Origin of the sequence: Streptococcus sp. 5004, assembly GCF_013276755.1 — a bacterium.
Lineage (GTDB): Bacteria > Bacillota > Bacilli > Lactobacillales > Streptococcaceae > Streptococcus.
In genome coordinates, this window is sequence record NZ_VMLP01000007.1 from 31,998 (window position 1) to 47,034 (window position 15,037).

The 15,037-nt window shown below is 31.5% G+C and carries 15 protein-coding genes; 11 read left to right on the forward strand and 4 right to left on the reverse strand.

Annotation, left to right across the window (positions count from 1 at the left end; genetic code table 11):
* Positions 1-11 precede the first annotated feature (11 nt).
* Positions 12-404 (forward strand): 30S ribosomal protein S9, encoded by a 393-nt coding sequence (gene rpsI, locus HT685_RS02645; protein ID WP_173226223.1) that lies wholly within the window; start codon positions 12-14, stop codon positions 402-404.
* A 260-nt stretch (positions 405-664) separates the two neighbouring features.
* Here the strand turns inward: rpsI and HT685_RS02650 are convergent, their stop codons facing one another.
* Complete coding sequence (locus HT685_RS02650; protein WP_173226359.1) at positions 665-1,060, reverse strand: tyrosine-type recombinase/integrase; 396 nt, start codon at positions 1,058-1,060, stop codon at positions 665-667.
* A gap of 349 nt (positions 1,061-1,409) precedes the next feature.
* Positions 1,410-2,618 (reverse strand): ATP-binding protein, encoded by a 1,209-nt coding sequence (locus HT685_RS02655; RefSeq protein WP_173226225.1) that lies wholly within the window; start codon positions 2,616-2,618, stop codon positions 1,410-1,412.
* A gap of 454 nt (positions 2,619-3,072) precedes the next feature.
* Between HT685_RS02655 and HT685_RS02660 the strand changes: the two genes are divergently transcribed.
* The 8 genes from HT685_RS02660 to HT685_RS02695 all read left to right on the forward strand — a co-directional run bounded on the left by HT685_RS02660 (position 3,073) and on the right by HT685_RS02695 (position 9,375).
* Positions 3,073-3,549: a PTS sugar transporter subunit IIB gene (locus HT685_RS02660; protein ID WP_172931947.1), complete on the forward strand. Its 477-nt coding sequence runs from the start codon at positions 3,073-3,075 to the stop codon at positions 3,547-3,549.
* A gap of 11 nt (positions 3,550-3,560) precedes the next feature.
* Positions 3,561-4,361 (forward strand): PTS sugar transporter subunit IIC, encoded by an 801-nt coding sequence (locus tag HT685_RS02665; protein WP_112444304.1) that lies wholly within the window; start codon positions 3,561-3,563, stop codon positions 4,359-4,361.
* Positions 4,354-5,166: a PTS system mannose/fructose/sorbose family transporter subunit IID gene (locus tag HT685_RS02670; RefSeq protein ID WP_001000716.1), complete on the forward strand. Its 813-nt coding sequence runs from the start codon at positions 4,354-4,356 to the stop codon at positions 5,164-5,166. The genes HT685_RS02665 and HT685_RS02670 overlap by 8 nt, the downstream gene beginning before the upstream one ends.
* An 11-nt stretch (positions 5,167-5,177) precedes the next feature.
* Positions 5,178-5,594, forward strand: coding sequence for a PTS N-acetylglucosamine transporter subunit IIBC (locus HT685_RS02675; RefSeq protein ID WP_112444306.1), 417 nt, complete (start codon positions 5,178-5,180; stop codon positions 5,592-5,594).
* Positions 5,594-7,279: an alpha-glucosidase gene (locus HT685_RS02680; RefSeq protein WP_173226227.1), complete on the forward strand. Its 1,686-nt coding sequence runs from the start codon at positions 5,594-5,596 to the stop codon at positions 7,277-7,279. Before HT685_RS02675 ends, HT685_RS02680 begins: the two co-directional genes overlap by 1 nt.
* 382 nt (positions 7,280-7,661) lie before the next feature.
* Complete coding sequence (locus HT685_RS02685) at positions 7,662-8,423, forward strand: MurR/RpiR family transcriptional regulator (protein WP_173226229.1); 762 nt, start codon at positions 7,662-7,664, stop codon at positions 8,421-8,423.
* A 164-nt stretch (positions 8,424-8,587) separates the two neighbouring features.
* Positions 8,588-8,764, forward strand: coding sequence for a hypothetical protein (locus HT685_RS02690; RefSeq protein WP_000050754.1), 177 nt, complete (start codon positions 8,588-8,590; stop codon positions 8,762-8,764).
* Positions 8,764-9,375 (forward strand): Fic family protein, encoded by a 612-nt coding sequence (locus HT685_RS02695; protein ID WP_173226231.1) that lies wholly within the window; start codon positions 8,764-8,766, stop codon positions 9,373-9,375. The genes HT685_RS02690 and HT685_RS02695 overlap by 1 nt, the downstream gene beginning before the upstream one ends.
* A 433-nt stretch (positions 9,376-9,808) precedes the next feature.
* Here the strand turns inward: HT685_RS02695 and HT685_RS02700 are convergent, their stop codons facing one another.
* Complete coding sequence (locus HT685_RS02700) at positions 9,809-11,347, reverse strand: helix-turn-helix domain-containing protein (RefSeq protein ID WP_173226233.1); 1,539 nt, start codon at positions 11,345-11,347, stop codon at positions 9,809-9,811.
* Positions 11,328-12,998: a histidine kinase gene (locus HT685_RS02705; protein ID WP_173251342.1), complete on the reverse strand. Its 1,671-nt coding sequence runs from the start codon at positions 12,996-12,998 to the stop codon at positions 11,328-11,330. The genes HT685_RS02700 and HT685_RS02705 overlap by 20 nt, the downstream gene beginning before the upstream one ends.
* Positions 12,999-13,200: 202 nt before the next feature.
* Here HT685_RS02705 and HT685_RS02710 point away from each other — a divergent pair, with 202 nt between their 5' ends.
* Complete coding sequence (locus HT685_RS02710) at positions 13,201-14,118, forward strand: ABC transporter permease subunit (protein WP_000861540.1); 918 nt, start codon at positions 13,201-13,203, stop codon at positions 14,116-14,118.
* 17 nt (positions 14,119-14,135) lie between these two features.
* Entirely contained in the window at positions 14,136-15,032 is an 897-nt protein-coding gene (locus HT685_RS02715) for a carbohydrate ABC transporter permease (RefSeq protein WP_000870790.1), read from the forward strand.
* Positions 15,033-15,037 lie beyond the last annotated feature (5 nt).

Below are 15,037 nucleotides of genomic sequence, written 5' to 3' on the forward strand. Positions count from 1 at the left end.
AACAATAAAGTATGTCACAAGCACAATATGCAGGTACTGGACGTCGTAAAAACGCTGTTGCACGCGTTCGCCTTGTTCCAGGAACTGGTAAAATCATTGTTAACAAAAAAGATGTTGAAGAGTACATCCCACACGCTGACCTTCGTCTTGTCATCAACCAACCATTCGCAGTTACTTCAACTGCAGGTTCATACGACGTTTTCGTTAACGTTGTAGGTGGTGGATACGCTGGTCAATCAGGAGCTATCCGTCACGGTATCGCTCGTGCCCTTCTTCAAGTAGACCCAGACTTCCGCGATTCATTGAAACGCGCAGGACTTCTTACACGTGACTCACGTAAAGTTGAACGTAAGAAACCAGGTCTTAAGAAAGCTCGTAAAGCATCACAATTTAGTAAACGTTAATTCGAAAGAATTACTGTACTTACAAAGAGCACCTTTCGGGGTGTTCTTTTTTGTACTTTTTTACTAAATTGGTGCAATTGACACAGTTGTTGCGACTTTAGTCGCTTACAAATGTGGCTGCAACCTGACAAGGTCAGTTGCCTCAAAACGTTAATCAATACGATTATATCAACGTTTCAAAGCACTCAAGAGTTTACCTCAGGGGTGCTTTTTTTATGTTTTTTGAAAAAGTTCACCTCAAAGTTTACCTTATTTTCACCTTATTGTTTTAGAGACTTTAAAGCAAATTCACCTACTGTCATAGGAACTACATTAGAGGTATTTACATAAATCTGTGTTGTTCCTGTGTCACTGTGTGTTAAAGCTTCAGAAATAGCTTCTAAGCTCATTCCCTCTTGTTTGGCAAGTGTCGCTCCTGTATGTCGCAGTTTATGAGGTGTAGCATGTGCCAGCTCTTTATGTCGCTTTCTAATGCTTATCATTTTATTGTTTAGATAGTCAGCATGTAAAGGCTTATTGATATTTCCTTTTGTATCGATATATGTAAAAACAAATTGTTCTGGGTTACTGATGATACCAAATTTTGCTAGTTCATATTTTTGTTGCTCTTTCCAAGAGGTAAGAAGCTGAAGTAAGTCATTAGAAATAGAGAAAATAGGCTAGCAAAAACTCTATTTCAGGAGAAAATGAAGCAAATATTTCCATAATAAAACGCATAATATCAAGTTTTTCAACACCTGATACTATGCGTTTTTAGGATTTTAAAGCCTGATTGCTTGGTCTCTTTTTCATTATAGTTCCGTTTGATTTATAGTTTCATTAATTCTATGGAGATTCATCATTTTAAGTAATAATAGTTCTTACAGAAGTTAAAGATTCCATTTTATCCTTCAAGTGTCTGTATTAGATAATGTGTTCTAAATTCTTTATATCTTGTTAGGATTTGGGTAGAATCATTGATAACAGACTGTTGCAAATCTAGTTAGCTGTATGATTTATATTTATCTATTTTTCTAGTAACCAATCTATGATATTTTTTTTCTCAATTCCATTGTAATTTGCTGTTGGCTGAATCGTATCCATTGTTAATAGATACTTGGGGAATTGATCTTTAATGGCTTCTAGTGGTCTAAGTTCTCTTTCTAGTGTTTCTGGAGCAAGTGTTGTTTCACTGACTTGATAATAAGCGTAGTGACCAAGATCAGTTACAACAACAAAATCAACCTCATATTTATCTAAATTACCAACATATACTTGTGAATATCTACGTCTTAATTCCAAATATACAATATTTTCCAAGATATGCCCAATATCTTCTTTGGGGTCTGGCAATAAGAGGTGTCGTAAACCTAAATCAACGGGATAATATTTTTCTAAGCGTTGCAATAATGCTCTACCTTTTACATCAAAACGTGGAACGGAATAAAAAAGTAAACTGTCTGTCAAAGTCGTCAAATAATTTTCTAAAGTATTATGGGAGATTGAAACATTTTGGCTGACCAGGGTATTGCGAATCTTATTTGTTGATATTAAGCTACCTGTACTACTGAGAAGGGTTCGGACAATGCGCTCAATAATAGTAGGATTTGGATTTCCCAATCTAGTGACAATATCATTTAACAGTATGGAGTTATATATTCCTCTGAGATAGTCAATTTTTTCAGCGTAAGATGATGTTTGCAATAAGTAAGGGAAAGCACTAAAGAGATAATTGTTAAAAACTTCTGTTGTATTCAGATTCTCTGAGAGAGATTGACCTGATAGATATTCTTCAAATGACAAAGGAAGAACCTCTATCTCAACATACCGACCAGTCAAGTTTGTAGCTAATTGGCTACTCATAAAGTAGGCATTTGATCCAGTCAAATAGAGGTCAACATTTGGCAAGATGAATAGACTATCTGCTACCAGTTCAAATTTTTCAACATGTTGAATTTCATCTAAAAAGATATAGTATGTTTTCTCTCCAACTAACTGCCCTTTTATATAAGTGAATAATGTTTGAAAATGTCGCAGGTCATAATAACTTAGATCCTCAAAATTGATGAATATAATCTGATCCTCGTCTACCCCAGTTGCTAGTAACTCCTCTTTATAGAGTTGAAAGAGAACAGATTTACCAGCTCGTCTAACTCCATTCACAACCTTAATGATTTGTCGGTCACAATGTCTTCTTAAAAAGTCTAAATAATGTGGTCTTTTAATATAGTTCATAAAAGATACCTCAAAGATAGTATAATACAAATGAAGATTATTTTCAAATATTTAGAAATAAAGCGGAATGTATTTTATTATTTACAAATATTTAGAAATAATATCTTCAAATAGAAAACGACGATAACAAAATCATTTGAACTGGTACGAAGAAACTGTACATTTGTTGCTAAACTGTACATCATCTTTATGATACAGTAGTTCATATTTCTCAATTACATAAGCTCGGAAAACTAAAAAAGTGATAACCCTTTAATAATATTTCGATTTGAATACTAATAATCAAATGAAGGAAAAAGATAAGAGATACATAAATTACTTATGTCGGGAAACTTCTCACTAATTTGCTACTTATCCCAACTTTTCAATACATCTCCCGAAATGCTTATAACATCTTGTGTTAAGCGTTTTCGTGTTTTATAATTCTATCATAACTAAAAAAAGGAGAAGCTATATGTCAGTAGTATTAGCGAGAATTGATCAACGCATGATTCATGGTATTGTGGTAACACAATGGGCGGGGGCTACAAATGCCAAAAGGTTGATGGTAGTAGATAATGAAGTAAGTAAGGACGAAGTCCAAAAGGCTGCTATGAGGATGAGTAAACCTGCAGGAACTGGAATGTCAATTATTGATACAGATACTGCGATTACAAATTTTGCAGATGGCAAGTATGATAATCATAATGTTTTACTAATTGTTCGAGAACCTGAAACATTGGTGGCATTGGTTGAAGGTGGAGTAAAGATACCAAAAGTTAACGTTGGAATAATGTTTGATGGTGAAGGAAAAAAAACAGTCAAGAAGATGGTATCTGTCAATGAAAAAGAAATTGCTGATTTGAAAAGATTAAAAACACTTGGTGTTGAGGTAACATTCCATTTTGTTCCTTCTGATCCAGAGGAAAATTTAGAAAAGTATATTAAATAGGAGATGATACTATGGAAGTGATTCAAGGTTTACTTATTATTTTATTGTCGTTTTGGGTAGTACTAGATCAACAAGGATTGGTACTAAGTACTTGGTTTCCTATAATGGTTTCATTATTTGTTGGAATTATTATGGGAGATATGAAAACAGCAATGATTATTGGTGGAACATTCCAATTGATGGCATTAGGTGTTGCAAACATTGGTGGTTCATCAGTACCAAACTGGGGACTAGCAGCATTAGTAGGTGGTTTTATTGCGATTAAAACAACAAGTAATGTAGAGTCTGCAAAAGCTGTAGCTTTAGCAGTAGGAGTTCCTGTTGGAATGCTTGGGATTCAGTTGGATGTTTTAGCAAAAATACTTAATACATATGTAACCCACGCAGCTCAGAAGGCAGCTAATGAGAAAAAGTTTACTAAGATGAATCGAATTTTTTGGATTGGACCGGTTATTTTTGGTTTATCAACAGCAATTCCGACAGCTCTTTGTGTCATTTTTGGAGATAAAATTGTAAATGTAATTTTGAATAGTGTACCAGAATGGTTCACTAATGGTTTATCTATTGCAGGTAGTATCCTACCTGTTGTCGGAATCGCGATTCTATTACAGGTGATGCCTACTAAAAAATATTTAAGCATGCTTATTGTTGGCTTTATCCTTGCAGCATATTTGAATTTACCAATTTTAGGAATTTCTCTTGCTGGTTTTGCCATTGCATATTACTATTTTACTATGAATAAAAATGTATCAACTGTTGTCTCTTCAACAGTTGCCGGAGCTGAAGAATTTGGAGATGACTTTGATGAATGATGTACAACAAAAAATAACAAAAAAAGATATTCGTAATGCCGCGTTCAGATATATGTTTATGGCATGTAACACTTTTAATTATGAGAATCAACAGGGACCAGCAGTTGTTTATGGATTAAATAAAGTTTTAAGAAAAATCTATCCAAATGATGATGAATATGTTGCATCATTGAATAATCATTTTAAGTATTTTAATACTACTACTTGGATGGCTAATATCTTATTAGGTGCAAGTATAGCAATGGAAGAAAAAGATGGTGTTGAATCTTTAGATACGGTACAAAATTTTAAAACTGGTATGATGGGACCACTTGCTGGTGTAGGTGATACCTTAATTTGGGTATTATATCCAACAATCATGGGCTCAATTGCAGCATATATGGGATTAGAAGGGAATCCAATTGGTGCAATAATTTGGTTAGTTTTGAATGTTTTCTTCCTATTTTTCCGATTTAAATTATTTGATATCGGATATGATTCTGGTTTGAAGTTGATAACCGGATTAGGTGAAAAATTAAATATTTTTACTGAATCTGCTTCAATCATGGGTTTAACGGTTGTTGGAGCTTTAATCCCATCTGTAGTTAAAATGAAGATTTCGACAGTATTTACTACAGGAGATGTTAAGCTAGTAATTCAAGACGATATTCTTGATAAAATCATGCCAGCGCTATTACCTGCAGTGATGACTTATTTAGTTTACAAATTGTTAGCGAATAAGAAGTTATCCGTAATTCAAATTATTTTTGGAATTATTATTCTATCTTTAATTCTGTCTTACTTTGGCATTTTATCAGTTAATTAAAAGGAGAAAATATGACAAAAGTTATTATTGCAAGTCATCATCATCTTGCAACTGGGATGAAGGATACTATAGAGTACTTAATCCCATCTATTGGAAAAATTGATGTAATTGCAGCCTATATTAATAATGAGCCAATTGAAGACGAAATTTCAAAACTTTTAGAAAGTTATCCCGTTGACGAAAAAGTTCTGATTTTTACAGATTTGCTTGGTGGATCGGTGAATCAAACTTTTATTAGGTATATGAGCAAAAGAAATTTGTTTCTTGTAACAGGGATGAATTTACCAATTATTATGACGCTTTTGTTATCTATTGAAAGCGAAGATTTATCTGAAGAGTTAATTAGAAAGTCTATTGATGAAGCAAAGAATCAATTACTTTTTGTGAATGATATATATAATCAAGTGACTGATGAGGATGATGAGTGATGGCAGATGCTTGGTGGAAAAATAGTGTTGTTTATCAAATTTATCCTCAAAGTTTTAAGGATTCAAATGGAGATGGTGTAGGAGACCTGAATGGAATAAAAGAAAAATTACCGTATCTCCATAAGTTAGGAATTGATGTTATTTGGCTTAATCCTATCTATGAATCACCATTGGTGGATAATGGATACGATATCAGTGATTATGAAAGAATCCTATCAATTTATGGGACAATGGAAGATTTTCAAGAATTATTAGCAGAAGCTCATAAATTAGAAATAAAGATTATTCTGGACTTGGTTGTGAATCATACCAGTGATAAGCATTCATGGTTTATTGAATCTAGAAAAAATAAAAATAATCCATATTCTGATTACTATATTTGGAAAGATCCTAAGCCAGATGGTAGCGAACCTAATAATTGGGGTTCCACTTTTGGTGGATCTGCATGGGAGTATGTTCCAGAACGAAATCAATATTATTTACATTGTTTTGCCAAGGAACAACCAGATTTAAATTGGGAAAATCCAACGGTACGTCAAGAAATTCAAAAAATGATGACCGAATGGTTTGATTTAGGAATTGATGGTTTTAGGATGGATGTAATTACATTGATAAGTAAAAGGCAGGACTATCCTGACGCACCGGGTGGAGTTCCATACACTAAATCTTATTATGTAGGAGCTTCAAATGGCCCACGAGTTCATGAGTTTTTACATGAACTAAATCAGGAAGTTCTAAGCCGATATAATGTAATGACAGTTGGTGAAGCTCCAAATACAAACAGTGATCAAGCTTTGCAGTATACTCTGCCCGAAAATGAAGAATTGAATATGGTGTTTCATTTTGATCACATGCACTTGGATTATGGTAGATATGGTAAGTTCTCAGATATACGCTTTAAAGTAAGTGATTTAAAATCAGTTTTAACAGAGTGGCAATTGAAGTTAGAAAAAGGGTGGAATTCACTATACTGGAGTAATCACGATCAACCAAGAGCTGTCACTCGATTTGGTGATGATGGTGAATTTAGGGTACAGTCAGCAAAGATGTTAGCTACCTTATTGCATATGATGAAGGGAACTCCGTATGTTTTTCAAGGTGAAGAGTTGGGGATGAAGAATGTTCATTTTGATTCTGTAGAGAATTACAAAGATATCGAGACTAAATATTTTTATGAACTTATGAAGGAAAATGGTGAATCTTCATCTTATATAAATAATTCAATTTATTTAAAATCTAGAGATAATGCGAGAACACCGTTCCCATGGAATGGAAATAAAGAAGAAGGATATGGTTTTTCAAGTGGAAACCCTTGGATACAGTATTCTCCAGACAATTCTTCTATAAATGCAGAAGCCTGTCTTGAAGATTCAAACTCAGTTTTTTATTATTATCAAAAATTAATCAGCTTGAGGCGTGATTACCCAATTATAATTCATGGGAAGTATGAATTGATAAACGAAGAAGATAGTGATGTCTTTAGTTATGTACGGGAATATAATAAACAAATTTTGTTAATTGTGTGTTCATTCTCTAAACAACCTACTACCTCACAAGTACCATCGAATCTGATTGGTAGTCAAGTAAAATATTTAATTGGAAATTATGAATCAGAACTTAAACAACTTCCAAAATTTTTTGAATTGAAACCTTTTGAGGCTCAAGTTTTCTTAATAGAACAATAAAGATTTTTGCAAAACTTTGAATAGAACCTATTTGTCGAGTATAGTGAGAGCTAATACTATTAAGTTTAAATACTAGAGCAAAATTCAATTGAAATAGGGAATTTATAAAATCTATTCATGAGGAAACGTATGATATCAAATTTTTTTAAACTTGATATTGTGCGTTTTTTGATTTTGTTTCTTCTACTAACTTATTTATTGAAGCCTAATTCAATCAAATATGAGTTCGGATGTATATAATCTATGAAGAAGATGTTTTATCTTTAATTCTATGTTTGTTTATGATAGAATTAAATTGTTTTATAGGATTTTCAAATGGATATGCACTTTTAATAACAACACCGATTTTGAAAATAATGATGTAAATAAAAAGGATGAAAAAATGAATTTTGAACAGCATGTTGAAGTTAACTATGATAGTTTAACAATGAGTGAAAAAGAGATGTTGCAGTTCATTGTTCAACATAAAGAATTAATTGTATCAAAAACGATAGTAGAAGTAGGAGAACTTTTATTAACTTCAAAAAGCACTGTTTTGAGATTAGCGAAGAAGATTGGTTTTAGAGGTTTTACAGATATGAGATATTCGATTCAAGATTCAATCTCTAAAACAAAATCAGTGGATAAAATAGACTTGTTATCTCAATTACAAATGGATATACAGAAAACATTTCGATTTGCTACAGAATTAGATTTTTTGCCCATTTTAAAAAAAATTTATGAAGCTTCCCAAGTAATATTGTATGCCACTGGTTTCACTCAAAACAATTTTACGAAAGAGTTGTCAAATGAATTATTCTTAAGTCATCGTCCAAATTATCTTGTTTCAGGGGAAACGAATTTTTCCATGCTAGCTGATAATTTGAATAAAGATGATTTAGTGATAATTACATCATTGAGTGGAAATACTAAAGGAATACAAACAACTATAAATAAATTAAATGCAAAGGGAGTTACTATTATTGGTGTAACGGAGTTTAGCGATAATTTTCTAAAGAATAATTCAACGTATCAATTGTTTTATGAAATTAGTAGAATAGACGAAAATCCAGACCTTGATAGTCGCTCTATGTCTTGCTTATATATTGTATTAATGATTTTGGCAAGAAAATATAGAGAATTTGTAAATAAGTTAGTTGATTAAAGATGATTATTCCTGATGTTTTTTATAGCTTAAAATAAAATTATGATTAACCTAAAAAATTTTAAAACGTTTTTAAAATGACTAAAATGATTACAGTACATTAGTTAAAAATGAAAAAGAAATTACATAGAAACATGGTATAATGTAACTATAGGAGGTAGTATATGTCCTTAGATATAGATAAAGAAAAGATGACAATCATGGGAGTAGCTTTTGAAAACCGCTCCGTTTTTAAGAGTGTTTGGTATGCTTTAAGTACAAATATGATTGAAGGATGGCGACCTACGGTTAGTGATGTTGAAAAATTACGAGATGAAGCTCTTGCTCTGGGGATGGCTTAATGAAGCGTAAATGTTATGATTCTTATGACTATATTGATCCGAATAATTTATATACCTATCCAGATTCTTCAGTTCTAAGAAATAAGCAGGAAGAACGAGATGAGCAAAAAGCACGCGATCTTGAATATCGTATGGTTGCTAGTAAGAGTTTGAAATTATTTATCAATCCTATCCCAGTTTATAGTGTAGAAGATATATTGAAAATTCATCAATTTTTGTTTGAAGATATGTATCATTGGGCAGGTGAATTTAGAAAAGTCAATATTTCAAAAAGTGGTAATGCTTTTATGCCGATTCAGTCTTTCGATACAGCACTTACTTACCTTAATAATTTGATAGATAGATTTCATGACAATGCCAATAGTAGAAAAGAAGTCGTTCACTTATTGGTCGAAATTTTAGATAATCTCAATTATTTTCATCCATTCCGTGAAGGAAACGGTAGAACGCAGAGGGAGGTTATTCGTTCTTTAGCTTTGATGAAAGGTTTTGAATGTGAAATATCAATTGGTGATGATGATGAGATTTATCATTTATATATGGATGGTACAGTTTATGGAGACAAAACTAAATTAACGAAGTTATTTGAAAAAATTCTTTTCAAGTTATGAGTTTATACATTCGACTACCCTGGATAAGAATGCTCTATTGTACTAGAATATTTTATGTAATCTGCACCTTAAAAGTTAGATTTTTTCTATTTAACTTTTAGGGTGCAGTTCATTTTGCTATGGCATAATAGTAAATCTTGTGAGGTTTTGTAGCAAGTATTCAAATAAAAAGCGCATACTATCAGGCGTAAAAGCTTGATAGTATACGTTTCATCCTAGCAATATTTACTGGATGTTTTTCTCAAACTGACTTTTTAAGAAGTTACCTTATCAGCAATTTTAAAGAAATTTTTGGAGATATGTTAGACTGAAAGATATTGTCCTGATGATAATCTAAAAAATTATCATTTAACTTATCTTTGGAAAAACTGTAGAATGTCAAAAATTACTACAGACCTTGAATTTTACTTATCATTTCAATGATTTAGATTGCTTACATTTTGTTTTGATAAGTTTTACGGTAATCTCCAGGAGAAAGTCCAGTCCTTTGTTTAAAAATTTTAGTAAAGTAAGAATAATTATCATACCCTACTTGACAAGATACTTGTGATATCGATATATTTGTTTGAGATAGGAGAGATTTAGCAGCATTAATGCGTTTATCCGTTATATATTTAACAAGAGTTTCTCCAGTTTCTTTTTTAAAAATTCTAGCTAAATGATCTGCGCTGAGATAAACCATATCTGCTAATATAGAACGATTTATATCTTCATAGTAGTGATGATCTATGTATTCGACGATGCGTTGAATACTATTTTTTTGATTTTCAATGTTTGTTGCAAATTTCTTAGCATGTGACCAGTAATAATCAAAGTAATCCTGAAAAGATTCAATTGAATGAAAGCGTCGTTGGAATAGGAAATCATGAGTGCTGTTTTGGAATAATTTATGAGCTGAAATTCCATTTTGATCTAGATATATTCCTATTTGTTGAGTCCAATCTAGTAAAATTTGTTGTAGTGTGAAAGTAGGAATTTGAGAATTGTAAGCAAGTGAATCAATTTTTTCTCTTAATTCATATTCGCTTAAGCTATCTAAAAAAGTAATTGAAAGAGTTTCTGTTTTGAAAGAAGTTGGGAAACTATGTGGAACACATGTAATAGTATTCCAATAAGAAACATACTGTTCATTATAAGTGTAGAGTTCTTTGGTATGAAATAAAATATCGGATATTTTATGGCAACTCTTATATATAATGTTTGAGTATTTACTAAAGTTATTAGAAATTTGAGAATGAATCTCATATGCCAATTTGTCACTACGTTTGGATGAGTCTACTCTAAAGAGACAAACATATTGATCAACCTGGCTTTCCATTTTGAATAGACTTATCAGCTTATAAGAAGGTTGTGAAATTCTTTGAAGTTCTCTTTTTAGTTGAGAAGTCCATGATGGAGTTTCTGCAGAATAATCTTCTTCATTAAGATTTATTGTTAAAACTGCAAGGAAAAAATACTGGTGTTTTTGAAGAATAAAATCTTGTTTGCTTGCTATATTTTCTAGCTCATCAATGCGAGAAATTTGAGGTTTTCTAAGGTAATCATACCAGAAGTTATCTTCTATTTGTAAAAGTGCATCATTTTTTCCGTTTAAGTTATGATTCTCAATTTTACTAATGGCTTTTTGAATAATAAATTCTAATTTTTCAAAGTTAATGGGTTTTAGATAGTATTCGAAGCTTTGTAATTCAATTGCTTTTTGAGCATAGTTGAAGTCGGCGTAATTGGTTAAAAAAATTGTTTTTATATCATATTTTTCATTTCTAATCCACGATAAGAGTTCGAGGCCGCTGCCTTGAGGCATTTCTATATCGCTTATCATGAGATCAATAGGATTCTCTCTAATAATATTTTGAGCTTGAGTGAGGCTATAGGCAACATAAACAGTGTCAATGTGTAGTTTAGCCCAATTTATTTTCTCTCGTAAAGCTTCAATGATAAAGCGATCGTCATCAACTAATAAAATGTTCATTATAACCTCCGTCTATAATCTTGTATGGAATAAGTAAAAGAATTTTAGCCCCACCTTCTTCATTATTTTCAAATGTAATAGTATAGTCGTTGGGATAGAGAAGATTTAAACGTTCGATGGTGTTTGTTATCCCGATATGATGTCCATCTTCTGTTATTAGAGACTGTTTCTGATTTAGTTTTGATAAAATTTCTTCAGAGAAACCTGGACCATTATCCTCGATACAAATCTGAATATAATCTGAGTTCTCAGTTTTTACTTTTTTTATCGATAGCAAAATTGTAAATAAATCCTGAAATGAAAAACCGTGTTTGATTGTGTTTTCAATAAATGTTTGTAACAGTAATGATGGGACAAGAGTATTTTGTAGGTCATCATTGTAGTTTAGTGAAAAGTAGATGCTATTTCCATATCGAATTCGTTGTATTTCTAAATAATCTTTAATATGCTGAACTTCATCTTTGAGTTCTGAAAAATCTTGATTAGCCATAAATAAATGACGGAGATAATTTGAAGTTAGGATAGTTAACTCTTCAATTTCCTTATAGTTTTTTGTTTGAAGCATACTATGAATCATTGATAACATATTTAAGTAGAAATGCGGACGAATTTGGTTCTTAAGATAATTAAGTTCTATCTTCTTAAGTTCTAGTTGTGAATGGTATTCTCGTATTTTTAATTCTTGCATGTCAAATATTACTTTATTAAGTTTATCATTTGCCTTATCAATTTCTAGTATACCTTCAGATATAAAAAATTCAGAAGGGGGGATGGAGTCTCCGAGTTGAGAGAGTCGTTCAGTGAGTCTTGTTATAGGTTTAATCATCCACTGACGAATATACAGGATAATGATGATTGATAAAATGGTGATAATAATAGGAACAGCTGATAAAAATACTTCTAAGAGTGTAATGTTTCTAAAGGCTTCAGCATAATCGACTAAAACATAAATATCGAAAGGTAAATGTGTTTTTTCATTTTGTGCATGAATCAGGTAGTTTTCGGAGGGGATATTATTAGGCTCTTTTAGGGAAAGTTTACCATTATTTCCAATATTGAGTTTTCTTAGAGGTTTTAGGATATCTTCTGAAGATATGACGGCATAAATGATTTTTCCTTCGTAATGAACAGATTTAACTAAGTATTCGCTGTTTTTAGTAGTTACATTTTTCCATTTACGGTCACTTATATCACTACGCAATGATTTTAGATTTGATTTTAACAGTAGATAATCTTCATATGGAATATAAAGATTGGAGACATTTATAAAATAATCAGTACTATCGGTTTCTAATAAGAATGTCATATGAGTTTCATTTTGATATTCAAACTCTGTAAAGCTAGTTTGAACTTTTTTAAGATTTTCTTGATACTCAAGAAACGTTTGTATATGATTTAATTTCTCTAAAGATTCATTATGCGTTATTGTTGAGTACATAAAGCGTTCTACAGAATGCAATTTCTCATTAACAGAATCAGCATAAATTTCAATTGAACTACGTAGGTGTACTATATTTTGGTTTTTAATAAAATTTCTGGTTATGTTACTCATAGCAATATTGATTAAAATATTTATCAATAGTAGTACAAGTAGGAGTTTAAAGAAAAAATGAATGGAATGTTTTTTTGATAAGTCGTGATTTAATTTCATATACTATTCTCCTCTTAAAATTATAGCACTTTGAAAATATGATATCATGTAACAAAACAGATATGTTTTATCAAGATGTCGGAAAAGTAATAGTTCTCAGAAATGATAAACTGAAAAATTGATAAATCTAGTCCAAAAAGTTCTATTAAGGGAATTCTATATGGTGTAAAATAATCGTAGAAAATCAGATGGGAGGAAAAACATGAAAGTAGCATCTCAACTTCATAAAATAAAATTAAAGCATAGTATTCCGTTATATATATTACTTTTTCCTTCAATATTGCTATTAATTTTATTTTCCTATATTCCCATGTTGGGACTAATTATTGCATTTAAAGACTATTCACCAGCCAATGGTATCTTTGCTAGTCAGTGGGTAGGATTTAAGTACTTTACTCAATTTTTCTCATCATTCCAATTCGGGACAACTATGTTCAATACATTAAAAATTTCACTTTATAGTATTGTAGTAGGATTCCCCTTACCTATTATACTAGCTATCATTAGTAATCAGTTAAGAGTTGGGAAATTTAGAAAAATATTTCAAGTGACAACCTACTTACCCCATTTTATCTCTACAATGGTTATGTGTGGGATGATTATCTTATTTTTATCTCCTACTAGTGGTTTGTTAGCGAATGTATTTAAGTCTGTTGGAATCACTATTCCAGATTTTTTATCAAAACCTAGTCATTTTGCAGGTGTTTATGTTTGGAGTGATGTATGGCAACATATTGGTTGGGATAGTATTATTTATCTAGCAGCGCTTTCTGCAATTGATCCTACATATTATGAGGCTGCAACTATGGATGGTGCCTCTAGGTTACAAAAAATTCGGCATATAGAATTACCATTACTTTTGCCGACTGCTATGATTTTATTAATATTAAGAGCAGGTAGTTTATTAAGTGTAGGGTTTGAGAAGGTGTTACTACTACAGAATCCTCTTAATTTAGCAGGAAGTGAGATAATTTCGACCTATGTTTATAAAGTTGGTATGGTGAACTTTCAGTATAGTTATTCGACAGCTATAGGGTTATTTAACACCGTAGTCAATCTAATAATTTTGTTATCTGTTAACTGGTTCTCGAAAAGATATACTAGAACGGGTCTTTTTTAAAGGAAGGAGTGCTCAAGGTGAAATGGTTTCATAAATCAAGAAAAACAAACTCTGAATTATTATTTGATATAGTTACCTATGGTTTAGCAATTTTCCTTATCTTGTTAATTGTTTATCCGTTATGGTTTGTAGTGATTGCATCTTTTAGTAATCCTTCAGATGTTGCAAATGGAAAGGTATGGTTTATTCCTAGAGAATGGAAATTAGATGGATATTTACGTCTTATTCAACAACCTTTATTCTTACGTAGCTATCTAAATACCATTTTATATACTGTTGTTGGTACCTTAGTTGCTTTAGTAGTCAATATTCCAGCTGGTTATGCTTTATCTAGAAAAGAATTAGTTGGTAGAAAGTGGATGAGTATTCTATACATAATCCCTATGTTTGTATCAGGTGGCTTGATTCCTACCTACTTAACAGTAAAGAATGTAGGCTTGATTGATACATTTTGGGTAATGGTAATCCCTTTTGCAGTTTCATCATACAATATTATTGTTGCTAGAACTTTCTTTAATAATAGTATTCCAGACGGGATGTGGGAGGCTGCGCAAATTGATGGATGTGGTACAATTCGTTATTTTATTAAGATAGTCGTTCCTTTATCAAAAGCTATTATAGCAGTTATTGGACTTTGGACTGCAGTTGGTATTTGGAATTCGTGGTTTAATGCTTTAATTTATTTAACGAATGAAAATTTACAACCATTGCAATTAATTTTACGACGTTTACTAATTAGTAATCAAATGTTACAATCGCAAGCAACAGGAGAAGTTGCATCAGATCTTCGTATCAAAGCTGATATGATGAAATATGCAGCAATTGTTATTTCAACTGCTCCGATTATGTTGTTGTATCCCTTTGTTCAAAAATATTTTAATCAAGGCGTAATGATTGGCGCCTTGAAAGAATAGGAGAA

Coding starts and splice junctions, on each gene's coding strand:
- rpsI (WP_173226223.1), top strand. CDS start 12: ATGTCACAAGCACAATATGCAGGTACTGGACGTCGTAAAAACGCTGTT.
- HT685_RS02655 (WP_173226225.1), bottom strand. CDS start 2,618: ATGAACTATATTAAAAGACCACATTATTTAGACTTTTTAAGAAGACAT.
- HT685_RS02660 (WP_172931947.1), top strand. CDS start 3,073: ATGTCAGTAGTATTAGCGAGAATTGATCAACGCATGATTCATGGTATT.
- HT685_RS02665 (WP_112444304.1), top strand. CDS start 3,561: ATGGAAGTGATTCAAGGTTTACTTATTATTTTATTGTCGTTTTGGGTA.
- HT685_RS02670 (WP_001000716.1), top strand. CDS start 4,354: ATGAATGATGTACAACAAAAAATAACAAAAAAAGATATTCGTAATGCC.
- HT685_RS02675 (WP_112444306.1), top strand. CDS start 5,178: ATGACAAAAGTTATTATTGCAAGTCATCATCATCTTGCAACTGGGATG.
- HT685_RS02680 (WP_173226227.1), top strand. CDS start 5,594: ATGGCAGATGCTTGGTGGAAAAATAGTGTTGTTTATCAAATTTATCCT.
- HT685_RS02685 (WP_173226229.1), top strand. CDS start 7,662: ATGAATTTTGAACAGCATGTTGAAGTTAACTATGATAGTTTAACAATG.
- HT685_RS02690 (WP_000050754.1), top strand. CDS start 8,588: ATGTCCTTAGATATAGATAAAGAAAAGATGACAATCATGGGAGTAGCT.
- HT685_RS02695 (WP_173226231.1), top strand. CDS start 8,764: ATGAAGCGTAAATGTTATGATTCTTATGACTATATTGATCCGAATAAT.
- HT685_RS02700 (WP_173226233.1), bottom strand. CDS start 11,347: ATGAACATTTTATTAGTTGATGACGATCGCTTTATCATTGAAGCTTTA.
- HT685_RS02705 (WP_173251342.1), bottom strand. CDS start 12,998: ATGAAATTAAATCACGACTTATCAAAAAAACATTCCATTCATTTTTTC.
- HT685_RS02710 (WP_000861540.1), top strand. CDS start 13,201: ATGAAAGTAGCATCTCAACTTCATAAAATAAAATTAAAGCATAGTATT.